This window comes from Aquimarina sp. AD10 (assembly GCF_003443715.1).
GTDB lineage: Bacteria > Bacteroidota > Bacteroidia > Flavobacteriales > Flavobacteriaceae > Aquimarina > Aquimarina aggregata.
This window is the reverse complement of the sequence record NZ_CP031965.1, coordinates 338,925-365,092: the sequence shown is the minus strand read 5'-3', so window position 1 is coordinate 365,092 and position 26,168 is coordinate 338,925. Positions and strand designations below refer to the sequence as shown.

Below are 26,168 nucleotides of genomic sequence, written 5' to 3'. Positions count from 1 at the left end.
AACCTGAAATTTCATGAATTTTCTTCATGATATCTAGCTATAATTTGCTCATGACTTTTGATAATTTTCTTAGTCCATTCCATACGCTTTTGTAATTTTTCTGCATCAGACAATTGCCAATTGATTTCTGATTTTCTTAATAAAGATGTCACATGTTGAAGCACAATAGCAGCAGAAACAGAAATATTAAGGCTTTCGGTAAAACCAACCATTGGTATATGAAGTTTGACATCTGCAGCTTCAAGTACCGCATCACTAAGTCCTTGTAATTCTCTTCCAAAGAAAAAAACAGATGGCTTTGTGATATCAAATTCTGAAAGCACTACAGAGTCATCATGCGGAGTTGTTGCGACCACCTGATACCCTTTATCCTTTAAAGTTTTAAGGCATTCTTTTGTAGTTGGATATCTGTTAATATCTACCCATTTTTGAGCACCCATAGCAATTTCTCTATCAATTCTCTTAACATTAATCTCCTCTATCACATGAATGTTTTGGATTCCAAAAACATCGCAACTACGAATAACCGCACTAGTGTTATGCAATTGGTAAACATCTTCTACAGCCACTGTAAAATGGTTTGTACGCTTATTTAATACTTTACTATACAATCCAAGTCTACGTGGTGTTAAAAATGATTCTAAATATTCAAGAAGTTTTAAATCTGTCATAGTGCTAAAATAAACAAATAGCTACTATTTCAATAAACCTAAGTTATGGGAAATTTTAAGTTACAAGTCTTATATATTAGGTAAATAAAAAACTGCCCGAAAAACAGGCAGTTTTACCTAAATCTACATTGAATTAAAAAAAACACTCAAAAGATAATTTTATGTCATCTACTATAGTTGTAAATAAATGACATTTGACACTAGTTTTAAAAAAAACCCCCCGAAATTACCCCTAACACCGGGAGGTCTAAAGTAAACACATCGTCAAAATGCTTCTTTATAGCCTTTTTCTAAAAAGAAAACGGCCGTATATTTTCTTATTTTCATTCTTTTTAAGTAAAACCCCCCGAAATTACCCCTAACGCCGGGAGGTTTAAAGTAAACACATCGTCAAAATGCTTCTTTATAGCCTTTTTCTAAAAAGAAAAACAGCTGTATATTTTAATGAATTAGTAGTTTAAAAACCTCCTGAAATTACCCCTAAAAACAGGAGGTTTTAATGTAAACACATCGTCAAAATGCTTCTTTATATACGTTCTACTAATTTTTTTTATTTGTTTTTTTTATTAGTTAATCATATTCTAGTTTCAAATAACTTATTAGTTTAATAATGTTATAGAAAAATTAATTTGATCTATAGCTTGGTAACGTATTTTTGAAGTAAAAACTTAAAAACATCATTACATAATTATTAATCAACATGTTAAGATCAATCACACCCATACGACGAAATATTATCGATAACGGACTGATTAAAAAACTTGTTAAGAAATTGCTAAAAAACTTACGGCACGACCGTAAAAAAGCGGAAGAATTCCTATATTTCACATATATTAAAATGTGATAGAAATTAAAATCGTTTTCTTTAAAGTAAAGAGAGATTTTATCAAAATATAATTGACATCTTATATACACTATAAGTAATATCCCAAACATGATGGTTAATTTTTTTAAATTAATCGTTATTCAGACCCTGCTTTTGTTGGCTCGCCAAAGTTTCACAAATAGCGGGGTTGTTTTTAAAGCTCTTTTGATTCTTAAAAATAAGTAACAATAAGCTTTTTAATATTTTATTTTACCCTGATTAAGTACAATATAAAGTACTTTACCTTTCATATATTATAAGTTATTAATTATTGAAAACTTATAACCTACAATTCAATAATCATTTTATAAAAAATGACTCAAATTATCTACAATTAAGAATACAAATAATGGGGTGAGGAAAAACTATTTATATTCTAATCAATTATGACTTTATATTCTTAGTTAAAAACAATACTTAAATATAATCACAATTTGTTAGATCATCATATTTTGCAACCACATAATTACTATGGTTTTACCGTAAAAAAATGTAATAATCCATCAACATGGTAGTTTTAAACATATTTCAGAAAATAAAAATTCGTTTCAAAAACAAATAAACGTCTAAAAAACAACTACTTATAAAAAAGATTATAATTTTCATTGGTTTTGCAATATTCTAAAAATGTAGGATTTTTCTTCCTTATATCTTGCTAATTTATTGCTATAATGGTTGAATTTTACTTCTTTTTAATTTTAGAATTGTTATTTTTTTCAGATTATAATACACTTAATTAATTTAAAATAAGTCCACTACCCTACTAATCCTATAGTTATACATTTAGTATATTAATGTGATATCAATATACTTATACAAAATTGTTCTTCACTTGTATTATTAAGCATCTTTCTGGATTTCTACAGCGTGAGGATAAGGAATTTCTATTCCCGCCTTATCTAAAGCAATCTTACAATGTTCTGTAGTTGCAAAATAAACATCCCAATAATCTTCTGGGGTACAATACGGTCTTATGGCAAGATCCACAGAACTCTCTCCTAAATTTAATACATTTATCGACGGAGCGGGATCCTTAAGAACTTTATCATTTGATGTTAGTACTTCTAATAATACTTCTTTTGCTTGTTTAATATCCTCGTCATAGCCTATACCTATAACAATATCTACTCGCATCTTGCCTTCTGTCGTATAATTAATAATATTTCCATTAGCCAATGTTCCATTGGGTATTATTGCAAGTTTATTTTCAGGAGTGATTAATTTAGTAGTAAAAATCTCAATTTCTTTAACTGCACCCAGTACACCTTGAGCTTCTATTAGATCACCTATTTTATAAGGTCTGAATATCATAATGAGTACTCCACCCGCAAAATTTGATAAAGATCCTTGCAGTGCTAAACCTACGGCCAAACCTGCAGCAGCAATTACAGCAGCAAATGTAGTCACATCAACTCCTAATCTAGAGATAACTATTATGATGAGAAATATTTTTAACGCCCATGAAATAAGATTTAAAAGAAATCTTTGCAAGGATTCGTCATATTTACTCTTAGACATTACTCCCCCTATCGTTTTAATCAATTTTTTGATCAACCAAGAACCAATTATAAATATCAGTATTGCGGTAATCAATTTGGGCCCAAATTCTTTAGCAAGTTCAATACCGTAATTAAACCATTCTTCTGCTTTTTCCATTAGTAAAAATTATCTAGTGATTAAATTGAAATTATTTTAATATTTCTTGTTGTAATAAAATGACTATTATTGTTTTTATCATTTCAAGTTATAAAAACCATCTTTTCAGAAAGTTAAAAACACGTTAACTTACAAAAATTATTAAAAAACAAGTAATAAGGAGTTGGATACAGTCCTTTTTTAAAACCGTTATTTTATACTAATAAATTCACTCCGTCGATTAAGTTGATGTTCGCTTTCGCTACAAGGCACATTATTTTCGCATTTATTTACAAGACTTGATTCTCCATAGCCCCTGCCAGTTATACGTGATTTATCAATATTTCCTTTTTCAATTATATATTGAATAGTACTTTTTGCACGTCGCTGACTTAGCAACAAATTATAATCATCTCCTGCTCTACTATCGGTGTGAGATCTTACATCGATTTTAAGTTGAGGATACTGTTTTAAAGCCGCTATAATTTTTTGTAATTCTACTTCGGCATCAGGTCTAATAAAAGATTTATCAAGATCAAAGTAAATAACCTCAAGTTCTAATAGTTTTGCTAAATCATCACCAGGTTTAACTTCTTTTTCTGCTAACCCACCTTTACTAAGTTGTAGGGTTAAATTATGCTCATGTTCTAACACGTTGTGTGTTGTCAAAATCACTTCGGTAGGTTTATAATCATCTTTTGTTGCTCTAACTATATAGTTAGTGGCACATTCTAGATTAAAGGAATATTTTCCGTTTTGATCACTCTTTATACGTTGTAACTCATTATTAGCGTCATCCATTAATATAACTTCTGTATTAGGTATTACCTCTTTTGTTACTGCATCGGTAATTACACCTTTTACGTATTGTCTACATTCTGTTATTAACTCGCCTATCTGCTTAAAGCTATAGATATCGTCATTTCCTTTTCCTCCATTACGATTACTCGCAAAATACCCTATTTTTGTAGCTTCATTAAGAACAAATGTAAAATCATCTTCTTTACTATTAATTGGTTTTCCTACATTATAAGGAACTGAAAATTCGTTAGCATTTTCGGGCACAGCAACAAATACATCTAAGCCCCCAAGACCTACATGTCCGTCACTGGCAAAATAAAGTCTTCCTGAATCGCTTATATATGGAAAAGTTTCTCTTCCTTCTGTATTAATTTTATCTCCGAGGTTTTTAGGAACTCCAAAAGTACCATCTTCATTAATATTAACCACATAAATATCAGAAAGCCCCTTACTATCAGCCATATCACTAGCAAAATATAATTTTTTACCATCTAAAGTTAATGCAGGATGAGCAACCGAATATTCATCACTATTAAATGGTAACTCCTCTATATCAGTCCATTTATTATCCTTTAATGTTGCTCGATACATCTTTAATAATATAGTTCCCGCTGCATTAGAACCTAGTCTCTTTTTTGTATAATTATTGCGTGTAAAATAGACTGTCTGACCGTCTTTACTAAACACTGTAGAAGATTCATGAAACTTAGTATTAATTCTTCCCTTTATCTTTTTAGGAGCTTCAAGAACACCATTTGCTTCAAGAATATTAGATGAAAACAAATCTAAAAACGGCATCTCATTCCATTCATGTATGGTTTTAGATATTCCGGTTCGATTACCACGAGACGAGGCAAATACTAATTGCCCTCTATTGTTAAAACTTGGTGCATAATCAGAAAATTTAGAGTTTATATCCAATTTTGACAGATTAAACTTACCAGATTGCATCTCAATAAATTTTAAATAATCCCTAGTATTCATAAAAAATTGAGCTCGTTGATCATTACCAGTAAGGATATTAAATTTTTCCATTACTGTATCTGCTTTTTCATATTGCCCAATACTTTTTAAACATTGAGAATATCGAAACAAATATTCTGAATCTACTTCGTCAGGGTTTTTGTTAATCAACTTTTCATACCACGGCACTGCAGCTTCTAATTGTGCATTAAAATAATATGAATCTGCGAGTTTTTTAAAAAGTTCTGGTGATTCATACCCTTTTTCTGCTACTTGAAGGTATATTTTTCGAGCGTCGACAAATGCATAACGATCAAAGTTTTCATTTGCCTTTTCTAGTCTTTTTTCTTGAGAATAAAGCATACAAGAAACTACTAGTCCTAGTGCTAATACTAAAAAATGTTTTTTGCAACCTGTCATATATTCAATTTACATTTAATCAAAACCCAAAATCATTTTAATTTTTTTGATGTGTAAATGATTCCTGGTTATACTAATATTTAATCTGAATAAGATGAAAATTTTAACCTCTTGTCCCGTTAAAAGAAACGAGGAGTTAGCATTCTATTATATTTTTTGAATAGCTCAAATCTTAACATAACTTCATAACTTCCATCATTAAATTGAGATCTTCCTAATTCTGTTGTTTCTCGATCATAAGCCAATCCAATCATCATTGAGTCTGAAATTTGAAAACCTAGTTGTCCTGTCACTGCCGCACTCCAACGATATGCTACACCTAAAGTTAATCGTTCATACATTAAAAAGTTTGCTGAGACATCAACCTGTAACGGTGCACCAAACACAACCTTACTTAATACTGCTGGTTTAAATTTTAGATCGCTACTTATATCAAAAACATGTCCTGCTATAAAGTAATAGTTTATTCTTTCTTCTGCCAGAAAACTAACAGCATCACTACCACTAACCGTTGTGCTTTCATCAAAATGATTGGTCTCTAACAAATTAGGCGCACTTAATCCAAAGTAAAACCTATTTGTATGATAATACACACCTATACCCACTTGAGGAGAAAATTTGTTGTCTATATTCGTCTCAAAAAGTGCATCATTTTGATTAAATTGAGATAACTCTTGTAGATTTATATTCAGTAAATGTGCTCCTGCTTTTAAACCAAAACTTAACCTTCCTGTTTCTGAGGTCGGAATTGTATACGAAAAATCAATATCAAAATACGTTTCATCTGTGGGGCCAATTTCATCATTCACAATAGACAACCCTAAACCAACTCTTTCGTTATTTCCGATAGGTGTATTAAGTGTTAGGGTTTGAGAACGCGGAGCTCCTTCAAGACCAACCCATTGACTCCTATGCAGCCCCATGATACTCATGACACCACGGCTTCCTGCATATGCGGGATTAACACTAATTGTATTGTACATATACTGCGTATATTGAGCATCTTGTTGGGTATACCCCATAGTACACACAATGCTTAAAAGTCCAGTAACAATTATTTTGTGTATTTTTTTCATTCGCTTTCCTTTAATATTATCTAGATACTCCTACAGTTCTACATTTATTAGTATTTTGAAATACTTTTTTTAAAGTTTTTTTAAATTCTATAACAATGTAAAAAAGTTACTATAGTATATGTTCAAATATCTATCTATAACACATTTCACCCCATGGGTTACGATTTTATATCGATGAGTTGTTATGCATTAAGACCTATTGATTTTAACCAAAAAATCTTTTCTTTTTTTTGTTCCCAAATCTATTTTAGTCTCATAGACATTTAAATACTGTTTACTAGACATCGTGAGATTACTCTTATATGAGGTATCCAAATTGTCGTTAGAGGATCTATACAAAAACAGACCAGCAATACACAAATAGAGTCCTACTAAAAAAAGGGCTATGATCAACATTAACAATACGTAATATTTATTTTTACTCTTCTTAGGTTCCTTATTATTATCGGTATCTAACTGCTGATTATTATTTTTAGAAGTTGGAGGTGGTTTTATGCTTTTTGACGAAAAAGAATATGAATTCATAGTTATTGGTTTACTTTTAAAATTTATCGTTATTCAAATCTCATTTCTTGCTGGCTCGCCACAAATTTCACAATTATGAGATTGTTTTTTTTAGATTAAAGAGAATGCCTTATTGGCAATGAGGTAATTCTTTTAGATTTTAATTTTTCATTATATAATTTATATTTAATTAAAAAAATGTGAACTTATATTTTCAAAAGCAGGTACAACCTACTCCTAATTTGATTTTACTCGAATGGTATTATTATATAGTAACACAAAAAAAGATTGTAAAAAATCCGAATTACGACTATCCAGATAAGAGGTGGAAAAAGATATGAACGACAATAACCTTTCCACAGAAAATACTAGCGTATATTTGCTCATAAACAATGTGTTTTTCAATAATTTAAGTTACTACAATTATAATCTCCTAGGGCGCGAGAGTATTACAATCAGATTTTGACGATCTACCTACTTAAATCAAAATGATCAACATCTAAAAATTAAACCGCTTCTACATAATGTATAACAACACTAAAATATCGTGTTTAATTTTGTGTAACAATAACAATTAGTGGGTATCGCTAATCTATTATGTTTTTGTTAACATTATAAATTTATACATAATACTTCAATTAACAACATGGCATAACCTCAATATTTATAAGTTATAACCATATTTTTATACTATAACGTATCGTATTTAGAAATTAAACAATGATTATAGACCAATATCTACTAAAATCTAAATAATATGTTACAAACAAAAGAGAGGCTATCATATGATAGCCTCTCTTTTGTTTTGTACAATTTTATATAATTAAAATGTATAAATTATATAAAACCACGTTTTCTTGCCTCTTCTAAAAGCTGTTGATCATCTGCCTTTGCAATAGAGAACATTTCTTTAATTTGATTCTTCCTTTTCTCTATAGCACTTAATGAAAGACTTACATAATTTGGTAAGTTTTTAGTTTTAACACCACGTGATAAGTGATATAAAATCTTCAGATTTTTTTCATCTAATGAAAACTTATTTGTCATCATTTTTCTGAAGTGGTCATTAACCGTTGCACTATAATACGCTTTACCTTTTACAATGTTATTAAAAGCCAATAGCAATTCACTAGATGTAAGATCACTCTTAATTAAAAAACCTGCAGGATTAATATTTTTAAGAATATTATGTATTCTGTGATCTTCTCTATGCATGGTTAAAATGATCACTTTTGATTTAGGTAGCAGTTCTTTTGCATGCTTTGCTAAATCTTCTCCAGAAGTTATTGTACCATCAGAAGATGGTGGCAATTTGATATCCACAAAAAGCATATCATAAGGAATCGTTTCTGAAGATTTGACAATGTTTGCATAGGCATCATCACAGTTAGAGGCAATGTCTATCTTGATTTGATATTCATTTTGGTTTTCACCTAATAAGGTATTCTTATACCCTTCGATAATCATTGGATGATCATCAATCATAAGAACTTTTAGCTTTTTCTTCATTTTAAAATTTGTTGTTTTTTTACCTAAAAAAAACAGTAGACTCAACGTATATAACTTTTACAAAAGAAAAATAGTATGATCCTACTATTATAATTAGATTGTTAGTTTAAACTGGTACACTTACGGCTACTTTAGTACCCTCGTCTTTTTCACTCAAAAACTGCACCACACCGCTCATCTGACTGACTCTTGATGTAATATTTTTTAAACCAATCCCTTTTTTAACCTTAGTACTTTTAAATCCGATTCCATCATCCAAGATAGTAAGATTTATTTTATCTTCTAAATAATCGAAATCAATTTTTATATTTTCTGCATTGGCATGCTTAAAAATATTCTGCATTGATTCTTGTAAAATTCTAAAAAAGTTTACTTTTTTCTGATCGTCGATTTCTTCCCAATCGATATCTTCATCGTTATTAAACTCAAAATCAATCTTATGTATTGCACAAAGGTCTTTGATCAAATCTTCGACGGCATCAATATATGCCACATCAGACGGCAAAGTTTCTGCCCCTAGATCATGAGAGATTAGTCGTATTTCTTTTTCTATAGATTTAAGTTCGTCTATATATTTATTTCTGGCTTCTGTAAAACCGTCATTGGCACGTTGATTAATACCATCTAGACTTAACCGTACTCCAAATAATCGGCCCAATACCCCATCATGCAACTCCTCAGACATACGCTGTTGCTCTAACTGCCTACCCTCTTCTAATTTTATTTGTTGATTAAGTAGTAATCGATAAATTTCTTGATTTGCTTCTTGTTGTGTTTGGGCAAACAATAGTTCTTTATTGCTTTGTTGTTGTCTAAATATGATATATCCCAATAAAAACAAAGCCGTTAATCCTAATATGGCAATAATCAGGATTTGATTTTCTTTACTGATTTGTTGGTTCGCCTCCGCAATTTCATCTGTTTCGAATTTTACTCTAGCAAATTTATCTCGAACTAATCGTTCTTCTTTCACAAGACTATCATTTAACTTTATATATCGATTCGCATATTCTAAACCTTCAACACTATTAGTAACCTTAGATAGTAATTGATATGATTTTAACAATTCTTCATTATTATTTTGCAATTCCAATGAGACATCTCTTGAACGTTCTGCATAAATTCTAGAAACACTATCATTATTTAAAAAATGATAATATTCCGCTAAATGCAAAGTATTTGTTGCAATACCAAATTTATCATTTATACTATCCCTAATTTTTAATGCTTTAAAAAATAAATTAGGGATTTCATCTAAATCATTAGATAAAAAATTCACATATGCTAAATTATCTATTAGTCTAGCTTTTCGTCTTGGTGATTGAATCAAAAAATCTTCATACAAAAGTGCTTTATTATAATATTCTTTTGCCTTAACATAGTTTTTTTGAGATTTATATATAGTACCAATATTATTATATGAAGTTAGTGTTCTAGGAATTTCTTCCGCCGTTCCCTTAGCATATTCTATAGCTTTAAAATGATAATCAATAGCTATTTCATAACGTTCTAGATACTTTGATAAAATCCCTAGATTTGTATAACAAAGTGGTAAATATTGATTATTATCTGCCAAAACAAAATTTTCAATTGCTTTAATTGTCAATGATTCACTTTCACTATAATTTTTAATTTTTCTTTGTATTAAAGCTAGATCAATCAAAACTTTACCTCTATCAAATGCATAATTTTCTGGAAGATGCTTGCGTTCACTCAAAGAAGAATATATTTTTTCAGCCTCATAGAAATTTTTATAAGCAATATTTATGTCAAGTTGTGAACGTCTTTTGTAATAAATACCAATATACGCAAAAGATTCAGCCATATTTATTGAATCATTTATTGAGGTTGATAATTTCAACGCCTTTTCATTCATACTCCTATAGTTATCATTATCACCTAATTTATAATATGCAAATGAAACTTCTTGAATATATTCTACCTTAAAAGAATTGTCTTGAAGTGTAGAGCAAATATTATAAGCTTTCTCCAAATTGTTTTTTCTTTCTTGGATAGAGTTCTGTGAATTTTTGGCATTTTCAATATAAGAACGAATTAAATTTAACTTCACTTCCTTATCTTCTATTGTTTTACCTGAATTAGTACAACCAATAAATAATAATAATAATAATAATAATGGAACTTGTTTAAGCAAGACTCTAATCATCTATTTTTTATTCTAAAATAATCATTTTATACAAAATAAAAAAGCTCTAATTATATTAGAACTTTTTTCAAAAATTATTAATCTTGTCTTTTGACAATATAATCTATCTTGGTGAAGGTGGTTCCACTCCATTTCCTTCCTCATCTTCACCCATTACGTCTTCTATTTCAATTGCCGTTTCATCATTCAACTCATCCGCTTCACATCCCAAAAAAATTGTAGTTAAAACCAATATAACAAATAATGCTTTTACAGTTTTCATATATTTTAAATTTTAAATTTTATATCGTATCTTCTTATTATTTCTTCTTTCCTGATGGTGGCTCAACTCCATTACCTTCTTCATCTTCTGTTGAGAACTTATTATTTACAGTACTAGGCGGCTCAACTCCATTACCTTCTTCATCTTCTGTTGAGAACTTATTATTATTTTTCACAGCACTTGGAGGCTCAACTCCATTTCCTTCCTCATCTTCAACTGCAGAGTTATTATTGTTTTTTATAACGTTCGGTGGCTCAACCCCATTTCCTTCTTCGTCTTCATTTGAGAGAATATCTAAATCCTCAATTCCTATCTCATCATTTGTTGCATCCGCCTCACAAGCGATAAAAAATGTACTTAATATTACTATTGCGAATAATGTCTTTATAGTTTTCATAACTGTTTCTTTTATTAGTTTGTTTACTCCTTAAGACTATTGTCTTAAGTTGGGGTAATTGTTTGTTTATTTAGTTTAACTTTTACTTTTACTTTGGGGTTTTTCGCTGCGCTTGCGAAAATTTGTACTAGAGACTCATTATGCAATTTTGATAGTGTGTTTCTCTGTTTGTACACTACAAATGTAGACCTAAACCTCGCGCGCGCCCAATATATTAAGGTGTGTTTAGTAATTGACCCCCAATTAAGTGTGGTTGGATCGATTATACGGGTGGTTGGACGTATTTTAAAAATACAGGTTTTTTATTGTAGGAAAAAAGTGTCTTTTCTGACTTCGAAGACAGTATGACAGGCTTAATAAAAAAAACCGATAGATAACGTTATCTATCGGTTAATTTTTAAATAATACTTTGTTAAACTATATATGTATCAAACTTTTTTTAGATAGCGCATCTTTAATTTCTTCTACATTAGTCTTATATGATTTTGAAAACGGAATCATATCGTCTGTGTTCTTGATTGCACATTTTGCTTTACCAAAATGAATCCTAGAAACATAGTTGGTATTTATAATATAACTGTTATGAATTCTTACAAAATGATCTGGCAATAAATTTTGAAAATGCTTTAAGGTTTTGAATGCTTCTACCTTATTGCCGTTACTCATAATAAAATCTGTAGTATTATTATCTGCTTTTAAATATAATATCTCTTCTACATCTACAAACCTATAATCCCCATAGGATTTAAAGCATAATGTATTATCTTCTACCTTATCAAAATCCTTCTCAAACCTTAACAACGTTCGGTTTATCTGGCTTTTGCTCATTGGTTTTAGTATATAATCTAAAATTCTATTGCGTATCCCTTCTATAGCATAATCTGATGTTTTAGTGATCACAATAAACTCTGGCAGTTGTGTCATATACTTTGTTAATTCGGTCATTAACGTGTATTGTGTTTTAGCACAATGTGTTCCTGGAACTTCTGGTTCTAAAAACACTAATCTTGGCTTTCTTTCTAAAATAAGATCTAATGCTTCTTGCTCATCCTTTGCAATTCCCGTACAAATATAATCTGTCTGTTCATCTAATGCTATTTGAATGGAATCTGCAATCTTTTGATCATTGTCAATAATTACATAAGGATATTTCATAGGGTAAAAATTAAAATATTAGTGTCGGTTAATGAACATCAAATTATTGTTCTTACAAGATAGGATTTTTAACTCTTTTTTAAATACGGTTTTACCGTAACATTTTTATGGAGAGCCTTTGATAGCAAGGCTTCACAGACTGTTCTTTATCGATCAATAGCTACATTTAATCGAAACAAAAATACAGCCATCCTTAAACGACAAAAGCAGAATTATAGTATATGTTTTTATAGAAAAATTACAGAACCCATAATTATATTACCAAAAACCGGCCAAAAGTAGTTTAAAATCCACCTTGACTTATTAAACAACTATTAAAATTTCATTAAATAAGACACCCCTCAACCACTATTTTTTAAAATTTTAATAAAAGTTTAAGTCTTTGCACTACTAAATGCGTGAATAATACATCTTAAATGATTACCAAAAACTAAAAAACACCATCTTATTAATACTATTTAGCATTAAAGTCTTAAAATATATTTGTAGCAAATCTTGTGAAGAGACTCTGTTTTGCCTTAATTTTACCTTATGAAAAAGATTGTAGTACTTACTGGAGCAGGAATAAGTGCCGAAAGCGGCATCAACACTTTTAGAGACGCAAATGGGCTTTGGGAAGGTCATGACATTATGGAGGTAGCTTCTCCTATTGGTTGGAGAAATGATCAAGATTTAGTATTAGATTTTTATAACAAAAGACGAAGACAACTACAAACCGTGGTTCCTAATAAAGCACATTTTGATCTTGTTACTCTCGAACAACAATATGATGTCACTATTATTACACAAAATGTAGATGATCTTCATGAAAGAGCAGGAAGTTCTTCAATTATTCATCTTCATGGTGAACTACTTAAAGTACGTAGTCAATTTGACGAGCAACTTGTTTTAGATTGGAAAGAAGATTTAAACACAGGAGATCTTTGTGAACACAATTCACAATTAAGACCTCATATTGTATGGTTTGGCGAAGATGTACCTATGATGGATAAGGCTATTGCAATAACAGAACAAGCTGATTTTATTATGATCATTGGGACGTCTATGCAAGTATACCCTGCTGCAGGACTGGTTCAATATGCACCCAACAACACACCTATCTACTTTATAGATCCCAAACCCTCTATATCTGCAAACGAACGCCTGACTGTTTTGTCAGAAAAAGCAACAACCGGAGTACAAAAAGTGGTAACTGAATTAATGAAGTAATCCAAATTTGTAATATTACTGTATCGTATCTTTATTTAGTTGTAAAGATTCTTGTGCGAGGGTATCTGTAATTTTGGGAGTTATCGTATCTGTTAATTTTTCTCTAGTCTTTTTAGCCCAATTGATCAATACTTCTGAGTCTGATGAAGAGAGTTCCCCATGTACCCATGTATATGGTTTAAGTGGCATTTCTTTTTTCTCCAGCTCTTCTATAAACTCTTCTAGTTTGTGATCTTTTTGTTTTATAGTATATGATTCCCAATCAGAGATATTAAAATGTTCTTTACCTTCTTCAATTTGATAGGCCATCCAATGCGAGATAGGACTTACTTGCATATACCAAGGATATCTGGTAAATGTACTGTGACAATCATAACAATTATTTTCTAAAATTGTTTTAACCTCACCTGTAACCCCCACACTTTCTTCAAAATTAGTAATACTTAAATAACTGGATTCATTTTTATCTGGTCTTAAAAATTGTGAAATAACCAGTACTAATACTAATAAAAAAAGTAAATTTTTAAACATGACGTATTCCCTTTAGTAATGAACATCTCTTATTTTTTTTCTTTGAATTGAAACAAAACATTAAGATTCATTCATAACAAAAATCAATTTAGATAATTGTGTGTTATACAAGTGATAACGATTTTAACACTTAAATATTATTTTCTAATTTTGATTTGAACAACTATCAAATTATAATGATCGTATTAAAAGATGTACTGGATACCGTTAATCATTCTCGTGAAAAAAGAAATTACTTTGCAAATTTAATTCTTGATTCTCCAGAATTACTACCTGAACTTTTAGAGATTTGTGCAGAAGTCAATCATGAAATCTCGTGCAGAGCATCTTGGGGTTTAGAATTTTTATCAAAAAAGAATTTAAACGTTATTCTACCCTACCTAGATAAACTTATTACCATTGTACCATCGGTATATCAACATCCTGCAGTACGCCCAATGGCCAAAATATTCGAATATTTATGTATTGCATATTATAAAGACAAATCAATAGCGGTTAGAAAAGCATTATCTCGGCAACATAGAGAAAACATTACTGAAATTTGTTTTGATTGGTTAATCACAGATCAGAAAGTAGCTCCCAAAGCATATTCTATAACATCACTGTATTTGCTAGGTACAGAATTTGATTGGGTACATCCTGAGCTTAAAGTTACTTTAGAAAATAACTACAATGAAGGCAGTGCCGCTTATAAAGCACGATCAAGAATGATTTTAAAAAAGTTGTAGTTTTGACTATATTAGATTTAATGAGTTCTTTTATCTTCTAGATTAATTTTATTGACTTGATTCATATTCAAGACATAGGCATCTAATTTCATCAAAAAATCATTACGAGTCCTTCGTAATTGGTAATTAATTAAATTATCTTTGCCCCTTTCAAAAAAACAAAAAATTATGTCATCATTTCCTTTGCAAGCCATCTCACCAATTGATGGACGCTATGCATCAAAAACTCAATCTTTAAGTGCATATTTTAGCGAAGAAGCTTTAATCAAGTATCGTGTTTTAGTAGAAATCGAATATTTTATTGCGCTTTGCGAATTGCCATTACCCCAACTGCAAGGTGTTGACAATGCTGTTTTTGAAAAATTAAGAGCCATCTATTCAGATTTTTCTACAAATGACGCTCAGGCTATAAAAGATATTGAAAAAGTAACCAATCACGATGTAAAAGCTGTTGAATATTTTATCAAAGAAAAGTTTGACCTTTTAGGGTTGCAAGCATATAAAGAGTTTATTCATTTTGGTCTAACCTCTCAGGATATTAACAACACTGCTATACCTTTAAGTATTAAAGAAGCTATAGGTGATGTTTACATTCCACAATATTTAGAATTAAAAGATAAATTAACCACTCTGGTCAAAGAATGGTCTAATATCCCAATGCTTGCCCGTACACATGGTCAACCAGCTTCTCCAACTAGATTAGGTAAAGAGATACAAGTATATGTTACCAGACTAGAAGCACAATTTGATTTATTAAATGATATCCCTAGCGCTGCAAAATTTGGTGGTGCAACAGGAAACTACAATGCACATAAAGTTGCATATCCAAATATCGATTGGAAAGCTTTTGGAACTCGTTTTGTTCAAGAAAAATTAGGTTTACATCACTCTTTTCCTACTACACAGATTGAGCACTATGATCATATGGCTGCCTTATTTGATGGCTTAAAGCGCATTAACACCATCATACTTGATCTAGATCGTGATATTTGGACGTATGTATCTATGGATTATTTTAAGCAGAAAATTAAAAAAGGCGAAGTAGGTTCATCGGCAATGCCGCATAAAGTGAATCCTATTGATTTTGAAAATAGTGAAGGTAATATAGGTATTGCAAATGCTATTTTTGAGCACCTTGCTGCCAAACTACCTGTAAGTAGATTGCAGCGTGATTTAACAGACAGTACTGTACTTAGAAATGTTGGAGTACCTTTTGGACATACTATCATTGCATTTCAAGCTACATTAAAAGGCTTAAACAAATTGTTATTAAACGAAAGCAAGTTTGCACAAGATTTAGAAAATAATTGGGCGGTAGTTGCCGAAGCAATACAAACTATTTTAAGGAGAGAAGCCTACCCTAACCCTTATGAAGCATTAAAAGGGTTAACCAGAACCAATGAAGCTATTAACGAGAAATCTATCGCTGATTTTATAGAAACTTTAGAGGTTTCTAACGAGATCAAAGCAGAACTAAAACAGATAAATCCTTCTAATTATACAGGGATTTAATCTGTGAGACATAAAAACATTAAAAAAGCCTCTACTAAAATTTAGTAGAGGCTTTTTTATGTTTAACTATAACCATCTATTTAATCTATATCTATAGTTTCTGCAATTTGCTTAAAAGCACTTAGATCCATTTTTTCCATAGACTTTGCTAGTTTTGCAATATTTGCAGGTTTCATATTATCTCCTAAAACTCGTATTAGTGCTAGTCCTTTTTCCTGATCGTTAGCAAATACGATTACCTCATCAATTTTATCTTCGTCTCCTTGAAACTTTAATTCTACTTTAGTCCCGTTAGAACCAAATTTCATTAACGTCTCATACTTGTCTGAGCTTAATATTTTACCAATAGCAGCAGTTTCTTTATCAAACTTACCTCTTAAATCGTCATTAAGTTTCAATGCTAAAAAATTTACTTTCTTAATACTTTCTAACGTCTCCTTTTCATCTGCACTTAGTTCTATCTCATCTTTATCTAATAGGCTTGTAGGAACATCTACTGCTATAAAATCATTATCGTCTTGATGATTAACAAAATATTCTTGTAATGTTTGATCGCTATTACAACTTGCAAAAGCTAATAAACCTACAAGTCCTAAAGTTTTAAATACATTTTTCATTCTTTTGGTTTTTTGCCTTAATTAGATAAGGCTGGTTGATCGTTTTTGATTGATGTTACTATAATCTACTACTACTTTAAACGAAGCCGGTTAGTAATGACTTCGTTTAAAATGATAGTAGTTTTTTAAATACTAGTGATTAATTTCCTTTTTTAACCTTCTTTAATTCTTTTCCACCTGGGATATTAAGATCATCTGCCAATTTTGATACTTGTCTAAGATCTATTTTTCCTGTTATGGTTAATATGATAGATTCTGGACCATCTTTTTTATCATTTCCTTCTAGATACATAAATAACTCACTTACATAGTCATCGGTACTACCTGGCTTTATATAAAATTTTATATTTTCGCCATCATCACTTTTAACACGCATCAATTCGTCTAAAGAAGAACTTTTTAAGTAGTTTCCTACGTCTCCTTGCATTTTCTGACTTATCTCTTTATTATCTGTGATAAATACTTTAATATTATTAATATTTTCTACCAAGTTTAGATATTCTTGAGTTTCTTTATCAGAACTTTCGAAATCAATTTTACTTAATAGTTTAAACATTTTGTTGGTGATCACCATAGAGGTAACGTCACTCATGTTTTCATATTTATCAAAATAACTTTGTGCATTAGACACATATGGTAATACAGCCAGTACTAAAATAATTGCTAACTTTTTCATATTTCTTAATTTAAATTACCTCGAAGTTAATCGAGATCGTTGTTTGTGTTTGTGTTTCTATTTTATAAATTTACTTTTAGTGTTTTCAAATTCCTTCAGGTACACTAACCCCTGCTTACCCTCATTCATATATTGAGAAACCATACTGAGGATCTTTTTGGTTTCCTGCAATGCTATTTCTGGATCTTCAAACGTATCTACTTTTTCAGGAGGCGGATTAGTTCTTGTTAAAAACAAGCCTGTAATCAAAGCGATAGATGCCGCCATGCCAACCCAAGCAAACTTAGGTCTGTTACGAGTTTTTAGTTTTAGATCCCTAGTAGCAGTTATGGTGCTTTCTTCAGAAAAATACTGAAACAAATCTCTATATCTCTCGAGGTGTGACGGCACAGTTTCTCTGGTAAAATAAACCTTTAATTCTTTTTCTTCAGAAATGGTCGTTTCACCCTCAAAATACTTTTCGAGTAATTTTTCTATGTTAGACAACTCCATAATTGTGTTTTTTTAATAATTCTTCTCTAATTTTTTTTCTTCCTCTTGATAATGCTACTCGAACGGCTGTTTCATTTAGGCCAAGCATATCTGCAATCTCGGCATTATCATATTGTTCTATATCTCTAAGCTGGATAATCATTCGTTGTTGTTCTGGCAGATCATTCATAATTTTACCAACCCAATCTAAACTATCCTTAGCTTCTACTTGTCTTTGTAACGAAGGTCTTTCATCCTTATAATTACTATGTACAATTTTTAGATTTCCAGTTTCTTTTGCTTTAAGCTTATCATAACAGTAATTTTTAGTCATCGTCATAGCAAAGGCTTCTACATTCTTATACTCTTCTATCTTCTTTTTATTTTTCCATAGCTTTAGCAATACTTCTTGTGTTGCATCTTCAGCCTCTTCATTACTAACCAATAAACGCTTAGCCAACCTAAATAGTTTGTCCTTAAATCCATTAGTTAATGTTATAAATACTCTTTCTTTCATTTTTTGGTTGGTTGCATTAAAACTTTGTCAGCTTTATACTAGGGAGACGACTATACATATAATTTGTTACAATCTTTTTTAAAATAATAATAAAGTAGTTACTTTTAGCGCTATATAGTTAAGAGAAGTCATTATGAAATACCTCAAGTCCTTTACAATATTGTTTCTGTGTAGTAGTTTCCTTTCTGGATGCTTTAATGATAATGATGATGTACTAAGAATATCAAGCACTACCGAAATTAATAGTTTTATATGGAGAGGTATGAATAATTTTTATTTATACAAAGCCGATGTTCCTGATTTAGCAAATAATCGTTTTTCTTCTGATCAAGCTTTCACTACATTCTTAGATGGGTTTAATTCGCCTGAAGCTATTTTTGATGCATTGCAATCTGATGTAGATGAATTTAGTTTTTTAGTAAGTGATTATATTGCTCTAGAACAATCTTTTGATGGAATTACGCGAAATAACGGAATGGAATTTGGTCTAGTGGGCTATCCAAATGATGATACTAATGTTTTTGGATATGTGCGTTATGTTCTTCCTAATACTGATGCAGAGGATAAAGGAGTCAAAAGAGGAGATGTTTTTAATACTATTGATGGTACACAGATCACTCGACAAAACTTTAGACAACTAATAGCTCCTGATAACTATACAATTGGATTAGCTACTTTTGATGGCACTACAGTCACACCAACTACCAATACAATCTCTCTTACAAAAGTGCAGTATACCGAAAACCCTGTTTTTATTACAAAAACTATTGATGTTGGTGGCAACCCTGTAGGGTATTTAATGTATAACGGCTTTACAGCCGATTTTGATTCTCAATTGAATGCTGCTTTTACACAACTCAAAGCAGATAATGTAACAGATTTAATCTTAGACCTAAGATATAATGGTGGGGGTTCTGTAACTTCTGCTATTGATTTATCAAGTATGATTACAGGACAGTTTAATGGTCAAGTTTTTTCTACAGAAGAGTGGAACGCAGACTTAAATGGTGAACGTGGAAGTACCAATCTTTTTGATAATCGAATTAGAAATGGTGAGGATATTAGCAGTTTAGGGTTATCTAGGGTATATATTTTGACCACTAGGGGTTCTGCCTCTGCTAGTGAACTTGTTATAAATGGATTAGACCCTTATATCAATGTTATCCAAGTAGGATCAACTTCTAGAGGAAAATTTCAAGCTTCAATAACTATATATGATTCTCCAAATTTTAGGCGATTAGGAGCAAATATTGGGCATAGGTATGCGATGCAACCATTGGTACTTAGGTCTATTAATTCTGTAGGTTTCACAGATTACTTCAGCGGGTTTACACCTGAAATAGAAATTGCAGAAGATTTTTCTAATCTAGGCATTCTTGGCGATCCTAACGAACCTCTTTTAAAAGCCGCAATAGATAATATTTCTGGTACCAGAAATGCAAAAGCGTATTTCACAGAGCAACTAGAAAGTTTGGGTAATAGTAATATGTTAAACCCTGATTACGAACTTATGTACAAATAAGTATTATACTGGTATAATTATTGTTGTAGTTCTTAAAATTCTAAGAATACTCAAAAAAAGAGTATTTTAGCTTAAAAAAGTAACACATTTTAACATAACTCAATGAAAAAGGAAATATTTAGAGCCGCAGTACTAGTATTCACATTTTTATTTCTCGTCTCTTGTTCTAGTGATGATGACAGCACCCCAGGAGGTGGTAATGAACAAGAAATAAATAACCCAGATCAAGGATTAGACGCTTTTATATGGCGTGGTATGAATGCTTATTATCTATATAAAGAAAGTGTAAATGATTTGGCTAATAATAGGTTTACTACAGATCAAGAATTGTTTCAATTCTTAAGTACATTTTCTTCACCCGAAGAAGTGTATGAAGGTTTGAAATCTACAAACCCACGAGATAGGTTTAGTTTTATAGTAGATGATTATATAGCTCTTGAGCAATCGTTTAGTGGTGTCTCTAAAAGTAATGGACTAAATTTTAGGTTAAGTCTCGTTTCAGATACTTCTGATGATGTAATTGGTTTTGTACGTTATGTTCTACCAGGAACCGATGCTGAAGCTAAAGGCCTTAAAAGAGGGGATATTTTTAATGCTATTGACGGTGTTAAAATGACTAGAAGTACAGATTTTAATGCCGCTTTCGGAAAAGATTCATATAATCTAAGTTTAGCAACTTTTAATGGAACAAACTTTGTTCCTACAGGAACAACTGTTGATTTAAATAAAGTAGAATATACAGAAAACCCAATATTAATATCTAAAACCTTAGATTATAAGGGTCAAAAAATTGGCTATATGATGTATAATTCATTTGTAGCTAATTTTGATGAGCAACTTAATACTGCATTTGCGCAATTTAAAGCAGATGGTATTACAGACTTAATTCTTGATCTTAGATATAATGGAGGTGGACGAGTATCTAGTGCAGTACTTTTATCAAGTTTAGTTACTGGACAGTTTGCTGATAAAGTCTTTTCTAAGCGAATCTTTAACTCTGAATTACAAGCTCAATTTGAGGCTGGTGATCCTGAAGATCTTATTAATAGATTTGTCGACAAAACATTAAGTGACACTCCCATAAATAGTTTAGGTCTAACAAAATTACATGTACTAACAGCCGATGGTACCGCATCTGCTAGTGAATTAGTAATTAATGGCCTTGAACCTTATATTGATGTTGTACAGATTGGAGATACTACGACAGGTAAATTTCAAGCTTCAGTTACACTTTATGATTCTCCTAGTCTTTTGAGTAAAGATGGTGTAAGTACAGCACATACCTATGCTATCCAACCACTAATATTAAAATCGGCAAATGCAAATGATGTTTCTGATTTTGTGAATGGACTAACACCCGATGTACCTTTCACAGAGAGGGTTCTTAATTTAGGAACTCTTGGAGAAGTTGAAGAGCCATTATTAAAAGCTGCTTTGGATTTTATTGTAGATGGTACAATACCTGCTGCTGCATTAAACAAAAGTGCTGATCCGCTTAAAATGCTTAATTGGGAGACACAATCATTATCTCCAGCATATCAAAAAATGTATATTGACAATATTCCTTTCTCTACTTTTGAAGAGAAAGAATAAACTTCAATTTTTAAATACAAAAAAGTCCTGAGCAAAACTCAGGACTTTTTTTATACTTAATTCTTATCGTTAAAAAGTAAGATTAAATCCTAATTTTGCATTTCTTCCTCTTGTACTAAATCCAAAAACTTCTTGATATTCTTCATTCGTTATATTATTCAATGCCGCAAATACGGTTAAATTATCCATCAATTTATGATTAATATAAAAATCTAATAATCCGAAATTATCCAGAGTCACTTGTGCTGGGGCAAAAGTAATAGGGTCTGGGTTAGAAAAATCATTATCTGATCGCTCGGTATTGTATTGGTAATTTAAAGAGGTATAGGTCTTGTCGTTTAATTGGTACCCTATATTTGCATTAACCATATGCTCAGGAATTCTAATGTTATCATCTAACTTACCAATATTTGTATAGGTATAATTACTCTTTATAAACAACTTGTCATCTAAAACTGTAGCTGATAATTCTAATTCTACACCATCTACCTTTATATCATTGACTGAGTTTAAATTTACAAATGTATTTGGGTCAAAAGTGATAAAATTCTCCGAAGTACGATTAAAATACACAAGACTTACCAATGCTCTTTTTGCATGAGATAGTTCTACTCCTACTTCTAACGTTCTGCTTTCTTCAGGCTCAAGGTCTACATTCCCGCTACCAAATGCTGTATCATATAATTGAAACAAAGAAGGCGTTATATAAGCAGAACTATATGAAGCCAATCCTTTGATATAATTACTTCCAAATGTATGTACATAAGATGGATTAAGATTATACACTAATTGACTACCATATACACTATGGATATTAAGTCTAGCTCCTGCATTTACATTTAGTCCAAAATCAGATGCATAAACAAAATTTGCATAAGGATCAATAATATCAAACTCTGCATTATCATCACTTATCGTTTCAACTAGATCTGAAGTACCGAAAGGAATACTTAATAAATTAAAGTCGCTATATGAACCATTTGCCCCTATAACCGTATAAAATGTATTATCAATTTTGTATTTGTTATAAATATCAAATGTAAATACATCTGCTTCATATTTTGAAGGAAAACTTGATTGTGTAAGATCTCTTTCTAATTTTGCTATACTATTTGTAAAAGTAACACTACCATTAGGATATTTAATTTCCCAAAAAGAACCTGCTCTTAATTGTTTACTCTCAAATTCATTATCTCCATCTAAGCCTGCTCCTGCATCAAATTCATTGGTATATTGATCTAAGTTTCCAAAAAAATGAAATTTGAAATTGGTATTCCATTGATATCCAACTTTTGCATACACATTAAATTTTGAAAAAGCATCGGTCTCTGCTCCTTCTGCCTCTGCAGTAGACAATCCATCTGCAAATTGATTACTAAAACTAGTTAAGTAACTTACTTTTCCTAAAGTTCCATTAATAGAAGCTAGATTAACAAACTCATTAATATCATAATCTTGATCATCTTGAGATTGATTAGTCCCTATTGTAGATTGAAAGCTTGCAGCAATCTTTTCTTTACTCTCTCCTTTTGTAGTAATATTAATTACTGCACTCGCTGCTCCTGATCCATAAAGGGTACTGGATGCACCTTTTAGGATTTCTATTTCTTTGATTTGATTTACAGATAATAATCTTAAATCAAAATCTCCAGCAGAAGATGAAGGATCACTAACCGTCACGCCATCTACTCTTATTACAACTTGACGATTTCTTCCTCCTCGAACATAAACCCCTAAGTTCTGTCCGGCAGCACCTCCGCTACCATTAATAAATACTCCTGCGGTTCTTGTAAGTACTGTAGCTACAGACTCTCCTTGACTTCGTTCTAATTCTTTTGAAGTAATTTTAGTGATTACTTTACCACTTTGTTCTCGTTTTAGATTAAATTTAGAATCAGAAATAACCACTTCTTCTAGTTCATTAACCTTCTCTTCAGACGTTGCCTCTTGCCCTGTTAAATACGAAGATCCCAGCATCAAAAATGCTGCTCCAAAAAACATCTTTTTGTTCATTACTTAAATACTTATTTTTTACAATAACCGGAAAAAAGTATGCAGTTTACCCATACCCAAACTATTATCCCGACAGTTTGACTTATCGAATTAAGGCAGGTCTCCTGGCTTGCGTTTTGTTATTTACCTTCCCGTTTAACTAACATATATTAGTGCATACAGTGGTTTAAAGAATTATAACAAACACCAATTAATACTATAATTGGCTAAGCTTACAGTTGCGGGAACAGCTCAGGTCTTTTAATTTACTATACAAGTTTTAAGAGTATTGAATTAAAAATTCAAGTTTAGTGTTTACAGTATATTTTTCCTGATTCCCTTTTAATCTTAACTCTTATTCAAAGAGTTAAGAACCAAAATTCTGCGCGAATGTATTATATTTTATGGAAATTGAGATTACTTTAACAAATAAATAATGTATTCAATTAACTTTGCTTTCTTAAAAAAAGCAAATGTTACATTACATTACAGGAGGAGAGCGATCTGGAAAAAGTAGTTATGCACAGAATCTGGCCCTGCAACTGTCACCCACACCTTACTATTTGGCAACATCTAGAATATGGGACGAAAATCATCGGCAACGTATAGATAGGCATGTTGCTGATCGTGACCAACGTTGGATTTCTATTGAAGAAGAAAAAGAAATCTCTAAAGTAATTGTAGAGAATAGTGTTGTCGTGATTGATTGTGTTACTCTATGGCTGACAAATTATTTTGTAGATACTCAAAATAATGTACAAGAATCTTTAGCACTGGCTAAAGAAGAGTTTTATAAACTTTTACAGAAAAAAGCCACAATCATTATTATATCTAATGAAATTGGTATGGGAGTTCATGCCACCACAGAAGTAGGTAGAAAATTTACAGAACTACAAGGTTGGATGAACCAACATATTGCAAAACATGCAGATAAGGCCACACTTATGATATCTGGAATACCTGTAGAAATCAAAAACAATAACTAACCAAACGTACATGGATTTTAAAATTAAATCTGTTTCAAATAAAAATCTAGCAGAAGCACTTCAATCAAAAATAGATCAAAAAACCAAACCTATTGGTGCTCTTGGCACTTTAGAAAAGATCGCTTTGCAGATAGGGTTAATTCAAGGTACAGATCGGCCTATTTTAAAAAACCCAACCATTGCAGTCTTTGCAGGGGATCATGGGATTGCTAAAAAGGGAGAAGTAAATCCTTACCCCCAAGAAGTAACAGCACAAATGGTCTATAATTTTTTAAATAAAGGTGCCGCAATAAACGTTTTTTGTACCCAGAATAATATTGATCTGCACATTATTGATGCAGGTGTTAATCATAACTTTAATGGGATTTCTGATCTTATTGATGCCAAAATAGATTATGGCACTCAAAATTACCAAGAAGTTCCAGCCATGACCAAAGTACAATATGAAAACGCTTTAAAAAAAGGAGGAGATATTGCTAAACAGATTTTTCATAACGATTGTAATAGTATTGGTTTCGGTGAAATGGGAATTGGTAATACATCTGCCGCGTCCCTATTAATGTCATACTTCACGGATACTCCAGTTGCAGAATGTGTTGGCGCCGGAACAGGTTTACAACCTGAATCCATTACTATTAAACAACAAATCTTATCTGAAGTATACCATAAACATAATCCTACTTCACCTCAAGAAGCACTCTCCTGCTTTGGAGGGTTCGAAATTGTAATGATTACGGGCGCTATTCTAAAAGCTGCAGGGCTCAAAATGACTATTGTTATCGACGGTTTTATTGTAACAGCAGCACTTCTAGGTGCTCATGCAATGCATCCTGAGGTACTTGATTATTGTATATTTGCGCATACATCAGGAGAACAAGGTCATCAAAAAATGCTAGCATATATTGGTAAAACACCTCTTGTCAATTTGGGTATGCGTTTAGGCGAAGGTACAGGTGCAGCAATAGCCTATCCTATAATCAAATCTGCTGTTGCTTTCTTAAATAACATGGCTAGCTTTGAAAGCGCGGGAGTATCTGATGGTAACTAAACATAGGATAATGAAACAAGGAATTTTATCTATTAGTATTGCCCTTATTGGATTTTATTTTATCTACTGGTTTAATCATAGCCTTCTAGAACATATGACAACCTTAACTAATCCTAAAGAAAATACGATAGAAGTGCCCAAAACTATTCTTACGATAAGTAAAACGTATCGCATTACAACAATTTGTATAGGTTTATTAAGTCTTTATTTTGGAATAATCTCATTTCTTAAAAAACATAAAATTGGGAGTATTGGAATTCTTTTAGCCGTATTTTTGATAATTCTAACTTTTATTCCTTTTTGGCAATATGCCATACAATAAAAGAATTTGGATATAATAT

At 31.1% G+C, this 26,168-nt stretch carries 24 protein-coding genes and 1 riboswitch; of the genes, 8 read left to right on the top strand and 16 right to left on the bottom strand.

The features are described 5' to 3' along the window. Positions 1 to 11: 11 nt before the first annotated feature. The 10 genes from D1816_RS01280 to D1816_RS01240 form a co-directional block, all read right to left on the bottom strand. A complete protein-coding gene (locus D1816_RS01280; protein ID WP_066311818.1) occupies positions 12 to 671 on the bottom strand; it encodes an RNA methyltransferase in 660 nt (219 codons plus the stop codon). Between the two features lie 1,705 nt (positions 672 to 2,376). Next, on the bottom strand, positions 2,377 to 3,192 hold the full coding sequence (locus D1816_RS01275) for a mechanosensitive ion channel family protein (RefSeq protein WP_118500881.1): 816 nt from the start codon (positions 3,190 to 3,192) through the stop codon (positions 2,377 to 2,379). Between the two features lie 189 nt (positions 3,193 to 3,381). After that, the gene (locus D1816_RS01270) at positions 3,382 to 5,355 is read right to left on the bottom strand and encodes an OmpA family protein (protein WP_118500880.1); all 1,974 of its coding nucleotides are present in this window, start codon (positions 5,353 to 5,355) and stop codon (positions 3,382 to 3,384) included. Between the two features lie 119 nt (positions 5,356 to 5,474). After that, positions 5,475 to 6,431, bottom strand: coding sequence for a type IX secretion system membrane protein PorP/SprF (locus tag D1816_RS01265; protein ID WP_118500879.1), 957 nt, complete (start codon positions 6,429 to 6,431; stop codon positions 5,475 to 5,477). 189 nt (positions 6,432 to 6,620) lie between these two features. Then, complete coding sequence (locus tag D1816_RS01260) at positions 6,621 to 6,956, bottom strand: hypothetical protein (protein ID WP_066311826.1); 336 nt, start codon at positions 6,954 to 6,956, stop codon at positions 6,621 to 6,623. 816 nt (positions 6,957 to 7,772) lie between these two features. Continuing rightward, on the bottom strand, positions 7,773 to 8,444 hold the full coding sequence (locus D1816_RS01255) for a response regulator (RefSeq protein WP_066311829.1): 672 nt from the start codon (positions 8,442 to 8,444) through the stop codon (positions 7,773 to 7,775). A gap of 106 nt (positions 8,445 to 8,550) precedes the next feature. Next, on the bottom strand, positions 8,551 to 10,611 hold the full coding sequence (locus D1816_RS01250; protein ID WP_118500878.1) for a sensor histidine kinase: 2,061 nt from the start codon (positions 10,609 to 10,611) through the stop codon (positions 8,551 to 8,553). Between the two features lie 103 nt (positions 10,612 to 10,714). After that, entirely contained in the window at positions 10,715 to 10,873 is a 159-nt protein-coding gene (locus D1816_RS25500; RefSeq protein WP_158597774.1) for a hypothetical protein, read from the bottom strand. A gap of 37 nt (positions 10,874 to 10,910) precedes the next feature. Then, a complete protein-coding gene (locus D1816_RS01245; protein WP_118500877.1) occupies positions 10,911 to 11,270 on the bottom strand; it encodes a hypothetical protein in 360 nt (119 codons plus the stop codon). A 417-nt stretch (positions 11,271 to 11,687) separates the two neighbouring features. Further along, complete coding sequence (locus D1816_RS01240) at positions 11,688 to 12,425, bottom strand: LytTR family DNA-binding domain-containing protein (RefSeq protein WP_066311835.1); 738 nt, start codon at positions 12,423 to 12,425, stop codon at positions 11,688 to 11,690. 531 nt (positions 12,426 to 12,956) lie between these two features. Between D1816_RS01240 and D1816_RS01235 the strand changes: the two genes are divergently transcribed. Next, complete coding sequence (locus D1816_RS01235) at positions 12,957 to 13,634, top strand: Sir2 family NAD-dependent protein deacetylase (protein WP_118500876.1); 678 nt, start codon at positions 12,957 to 12,959, stop codon at positions 13,632 to 13,634. Between the two features lie 15 nt (positions 13,635 to 13,649). Here the strand turns inward: D1816_RS01235 and D1816_RS01230 are convergent, their stop codons facing one another. After that, on the bottom strand, positions 13,650 to 14,165 hold the full coding sequence (locus D1816_RS01230; protein WP_066311841.1) for a heme-binding domain-containing protein: 516 nt from the start codon (positions 14,163 to 14,165) through the stop codon (positions 13,650 to 13,652). A gap of 176 nt (positions 14,166 to 14,341) precedes the next feature. On the opposite strand from D1816_RS01230, the gene D1816_RS01225 reads away from it, so the two are divergent. Further along, positions 14,342 to 14,893 carry an adenylosuccinate lyase gene (locus D1816_RS01225; protein ID WP_118500875.1) on the top strand — a complete coding sequence of 184 codons (552 nt, stop codon included), beginning with the start codon at positions 14,342 to 14,344 and terminating at the stop codon, positions 14,891 to 14,893. Positions 14,894 to 15,061: 168 nt separating this feature from the next. Next, a complete protein-coding gene (purB, locus tag D1816_RS01220) occupies positions 15,062 to 16,405 on the top strand; it encodes an adenylosuccinate lyase (protein ID WP_118500874.1) in 1,344 nt (447 codons plus the stop codon). 80 nt (positions 16,406 to 16,485) lie between these two features. Here the strand turns inward: purB and D1816_RS01215 are convergent, their stop codons facing one another. The 4 genes from D1816_RS01215 to D1816_RS01200 all read right to left on the bottom strand — a co-directional run bounded on the left by D1816_RS01215 (position 16,486) and on the right by D1816_RS01200 (position 18,686). After that, the gene (locus D1816_RS01215; protein WP_066311851.1) at positions 16,486 to 17,022 is read right to left on the bottom strand and encodes a DUF4252 domain-containing protein; all 537 of its coding nucleotides are present in this window, start codon (positions 17,020 to 17,022) and stop codon (positions 16,486 to 16,488) included. A gap of 139 nt (positions 17,023 to 17,161) precedes the next feature. After that, positions 17,162 to 17,698 (bottom strand): DUF4252 domain-containing protein, encoded by a 537-nt coding sequence (locus D1816_RS01210; protein WP_118500873.1) that lies wholly within the window; start codon positions 17,696 to 17,698, stop codon positions 17,162 to 17,164. Between the two features lie 57 nt (positions 17,699 to 17,755). Further along, positions 17,756 to 18,190: a hypothetical protein gene (locus D1816_RS01205; protein ID WP_066311857.1), complete on the bottom strand. Its 435-nt coding sequence runs from the start codon at positions 18,188 to 18,190 to the stop codon at positions 17,756 to 17,758. Next, positions 18,177 to 18,686 carry an RNA polymerase sigma factor gene (locus D1816_RS01200; RefSeq protein WP_066311861.1) on the bottom strand — a complete coding sequence of 170 codons (510 nt, stop codon included), beginning with the start codon at positions 18,684 to 18,686 and terminating at the stop codon, positions 18,177 to 18,179. The genes D1816_RS01205 and D1816_RS01200 overlap by 14 nt, the downstream gene beginning before the upstream one ends. Positions 18,687 to 18,819: 133 nt before the next feature. Here D1816_RS01200 and D1816_RS01195 point away from each other — a divergent pair, with 133 nt between their 5' ends. Both D1816_RS01195 and D1816_RS01190 read left to right on the top strand, forming a co-directional pair. Then, positions 18,820 to 20,208, top strand: a complete 1,389-nt coding sequence (locus D1816_RS01195; protein WP_118500872.1) for a S41 family peptidase — start codon at positions 18,820 to 18,822, stop codon at positions 20,206 to 20,208. 102 nt (positions 20,209 to 20,310) lie between these two features. After that, positions 20,311 to 21,801 carry a S41 family peptidase gene (locus D1816_RS01190; protein WP_118500871.1) on the top strand — a complete coding sequence of 497 codons (1,491 nt, stop codon included), beginning with the start codon at positions 20,311 to 20,313 and terminating at the stop codon, positions 21,799 to 21,801. A gap of 69 nt (positions 21,802 to 21,870) precedes the next feature. Here the strand turns inward: D1816_RS01190 and D1816_RS01185 are convergent, their stop codons facing one another. Further along, the gene (locus D1816_RS01185) at positions 21,871 to 23,814 is read right to left on the bottom strand and encodes a TonB-dependent siderophore receptor (protein WP_118500870.1); all 1,944 of its coding nucleotides are present in this window, start codon (positions 23,812 to 23,814) and stop codon (positions 21,871 to 21,873) included. Positions 23,815 to 23,890: 76 nt separating this feature from the next. Next, positions 23,891 to 24,187, bottom strand: a riboswitch (cobalamin riboswitch). Between the two features lie 79 nt (positions 24,188 to 24,266). Here D1816_RS01185 and D1816_RS01180 point away from each other — a divergent pair. From D1816_RS01180 to D1816_RS01170, 3 genes are read left to right on the top strand one after another with little or no spacing between them, the layout of a single operon-like run. Next, positions 24,267 to 24,779, top strand: coding sequence for a bifunctional adenosylcobinamide kinase/adenosylcobinamide-phosphate guanylyltransferase (locus D1816_RS01180; protein ID WP_118500869.1), 513 nt, complete (start codon positions 24,267 to 24,269; stop codon positions 24,777 to 24,779). A 10-nt stretch (positions 24,780 to 24,789) separates the two neighbouring features. Further along, positions 24,790 to 25,827, top strand: coding sequence for a nicotinate-nucleotide--dimethylbenzimidazole phosphoribosyltransferase (gene cobT / locus D1816_RS01175; RefSeq protein WP_118500868.1), 1,038 nt, complete (start codon positions 24,790 to 24,792; stop codon positions 25,825 to 25,827). A 10-nt stretch (positions 25,828 to 25,837) separates the two neighbouring features. Further along, positions 25,838 to 26,149 carry a hypothetical protein gene (locus D1816_RS01170; protein WP_066311877.1) on the top strand — a complete coding sequence of 104 codons (312 nt, stop codon included), beginning with the start codon at positions 25,838 to 25,840 and terminating at the stop codon, positions 26,147 to 26,149. Positions 26,150 to 26,168 lie beyond the last annotated feature (19 nt).

What these genes read in the sequence shown, in the direction of transcription:
- D1816_RS01280 (WP_066311818.1), bottom strand. Translation starts at nt 671, where the DNA reads ATGACAGATTTAAAACTTCTTGAATATTTAGAATCATTTTTAACACCA.
- D1816_RS01275 (WP_118500881.1), bottom strand. Translation starts at nt 3,192, where the DNA reads ATGGAAAAAGCAGAAGAATGGTTTAATTACGGTATTGAACTTGCTAAA.
- D1816_RS01270 (WP_118500880.1), bottom strand. Translation starts at nt 5,355, where the DNA reads ATGACAGGTTGCAAAAAACATTTTTTAGTATTAGCACTAGGACTAGTA.
- D1816_RS01265 (WP_118500879.1), bottom strand. Translation starts at nt 6,431, where the DNA reads ATGAAAAAAATACACAAAATAATTGTTACTGGACTTTTAAGCATTGTG.
- D1816_RS01260 (WP_066311826.1), bottom strand. Translation starts at nt 6,956, where the DNA reads ATGAATTCATATTCTTTTTCGTCAAAAAGCATAAAACCACCTCCAACT.
- D1816_RS01255 (WP_066311829.1), bottom strand. Translation starts at nt 8,444, where the DNA reads ATGAAGAAAAAGCTAAAAGTTCTTATGATTGATGATCATCCAATGATT.
- D1816_RS01250 (WP_118500878.1), bottom strand. Translation starts at nt 10,611, where the DNA reads ATGATTAGAGTCTTGCTTAAACAAGTTCCATTATTATTATTATTATTA.
- D1816_RS25500 (WP_158597774.1), bottom strand. Translation starts at nt 10,873, where the DNA reads ATGAAAACTGTAAAAGCATTATTTGTTATATTGGTTTTAACTACAATT.
- D1816_RS01245 (WP_118500877.1), bottom strand. Translation starts at nt 11,270, where the DNA reads ATGAAAACTATAAAGACATTATTCGCAATAGTAATATTAAGTACATTT.
- D1816_RS01240 (WP_066311835.1), bottom strand. Translation starts at nt 12,425, where the DNA reads ATGAAATATCCTTATGTAATTATTGACAATGATCAAAAGATTGCAGAT.
- D1816_RS01235 (WP_118500876.1), top strand. Translation starts at nt 12,957, where the DNA reads ATGAAAAAGATTGTAGTACTTACTGGAGCAGGAATAAGTGCCGAAAGC.
- D1816_RS01230 (WP_066311841.1), bottom strand. Translation starts at nt 14,165, where the DNA reads ATGTTTAAAAATTTACTTTTTTTATTAGTATTAGTACTGGTTATTTCA.
- D1816_RS01225 (WP_118500875.1), top strand. Translation starts at nt 14,342, where the DNA reads ATGATCGTATTAAAAGATGTACTGGATACCGTTAATCATTCTCGTGAA.
- purB (WP_118500874.1), top strand. Translation starts at nt 15,062, where the DNA reads ATGTCATCATTTCCTTTGCAAGCCATCTCACCAATTGATGGACGCTAT.
- D1816_RS01215 (WP_066311851.1), bottom strand. Translation starts at nt 17,022, where the DNA reads ATGAAAAATGTATTTAAAACTTTAGGACTTGTAGGTTTATTAGCTTTT.
- D1816_RS01210 (WP_118500873.1), bottom strand. Translation starts at nt 17,698, where the DNA reads ATGAAAAAGTTAGCAATTATTTTAGTACTGGCTGTATTACCATATGTG.
- D1816_RS01205 (WP_066311857.1), bottom strand. Translation starts at nt 18,190, where the DNA reads ATGGAGTTGTCTAACATAGAAAAATTACTCGAAAAGTATTTTGAGGGT.
- D1816_RS01200 (WP_066311861.1), bottom strand. Translation starts at nt 18,686, where the DNA reads ATGAAAGAAAGAGTATTTATAACATTAACTAATGGATTTAAGGACAAA.
- D1816_RS01195 (WP_118500872.1), top strand. Translation starts at nt 18,820, where the DNA reads ATGAAATACCTCAAGTCCTTTACAATATTGTTTCTGTGTAGTAGTTTC.
- D1816_RS01190 (WP_118500871.1), top strand. Translation starts at nt 20,311, where the DNA reads ATGAAAAAGGAAATATTTAGAGCCGCAGTACTAGTATTCACATTTTTA.
- D1816_RS01185 (WP_118500870.1), bottom strand. Translation starts at nt 23,814, where the DNA reads ATGAACAAAAAGATGTTTTTTGGAGCAGCATTTTTGATGCTGGGATCT.
- D1816_RS01180 (WP_118500869.1), top strand. Translation starts at nt 24,267, where the DNA reads ATGTTACATTACATTACAGGAGGAGAGCGATCTGGAAAAAGTAGTTAT.
- cobT (WP_118500868.1), top strand. Translation starts at nt 24,790, where the DNA reads ATGGATTTTAAAATTAAATCTGTTTCAAATAAAAATCTAGCAGAAGCA.
- D1816_RS01170 (WP_066311877.1), top strand. Translation starts at nt 25,838, where the DNA reads ATGAAACAAGGAATTTTATCTATTAGTATTGCCCTTATTGGATTTTAT.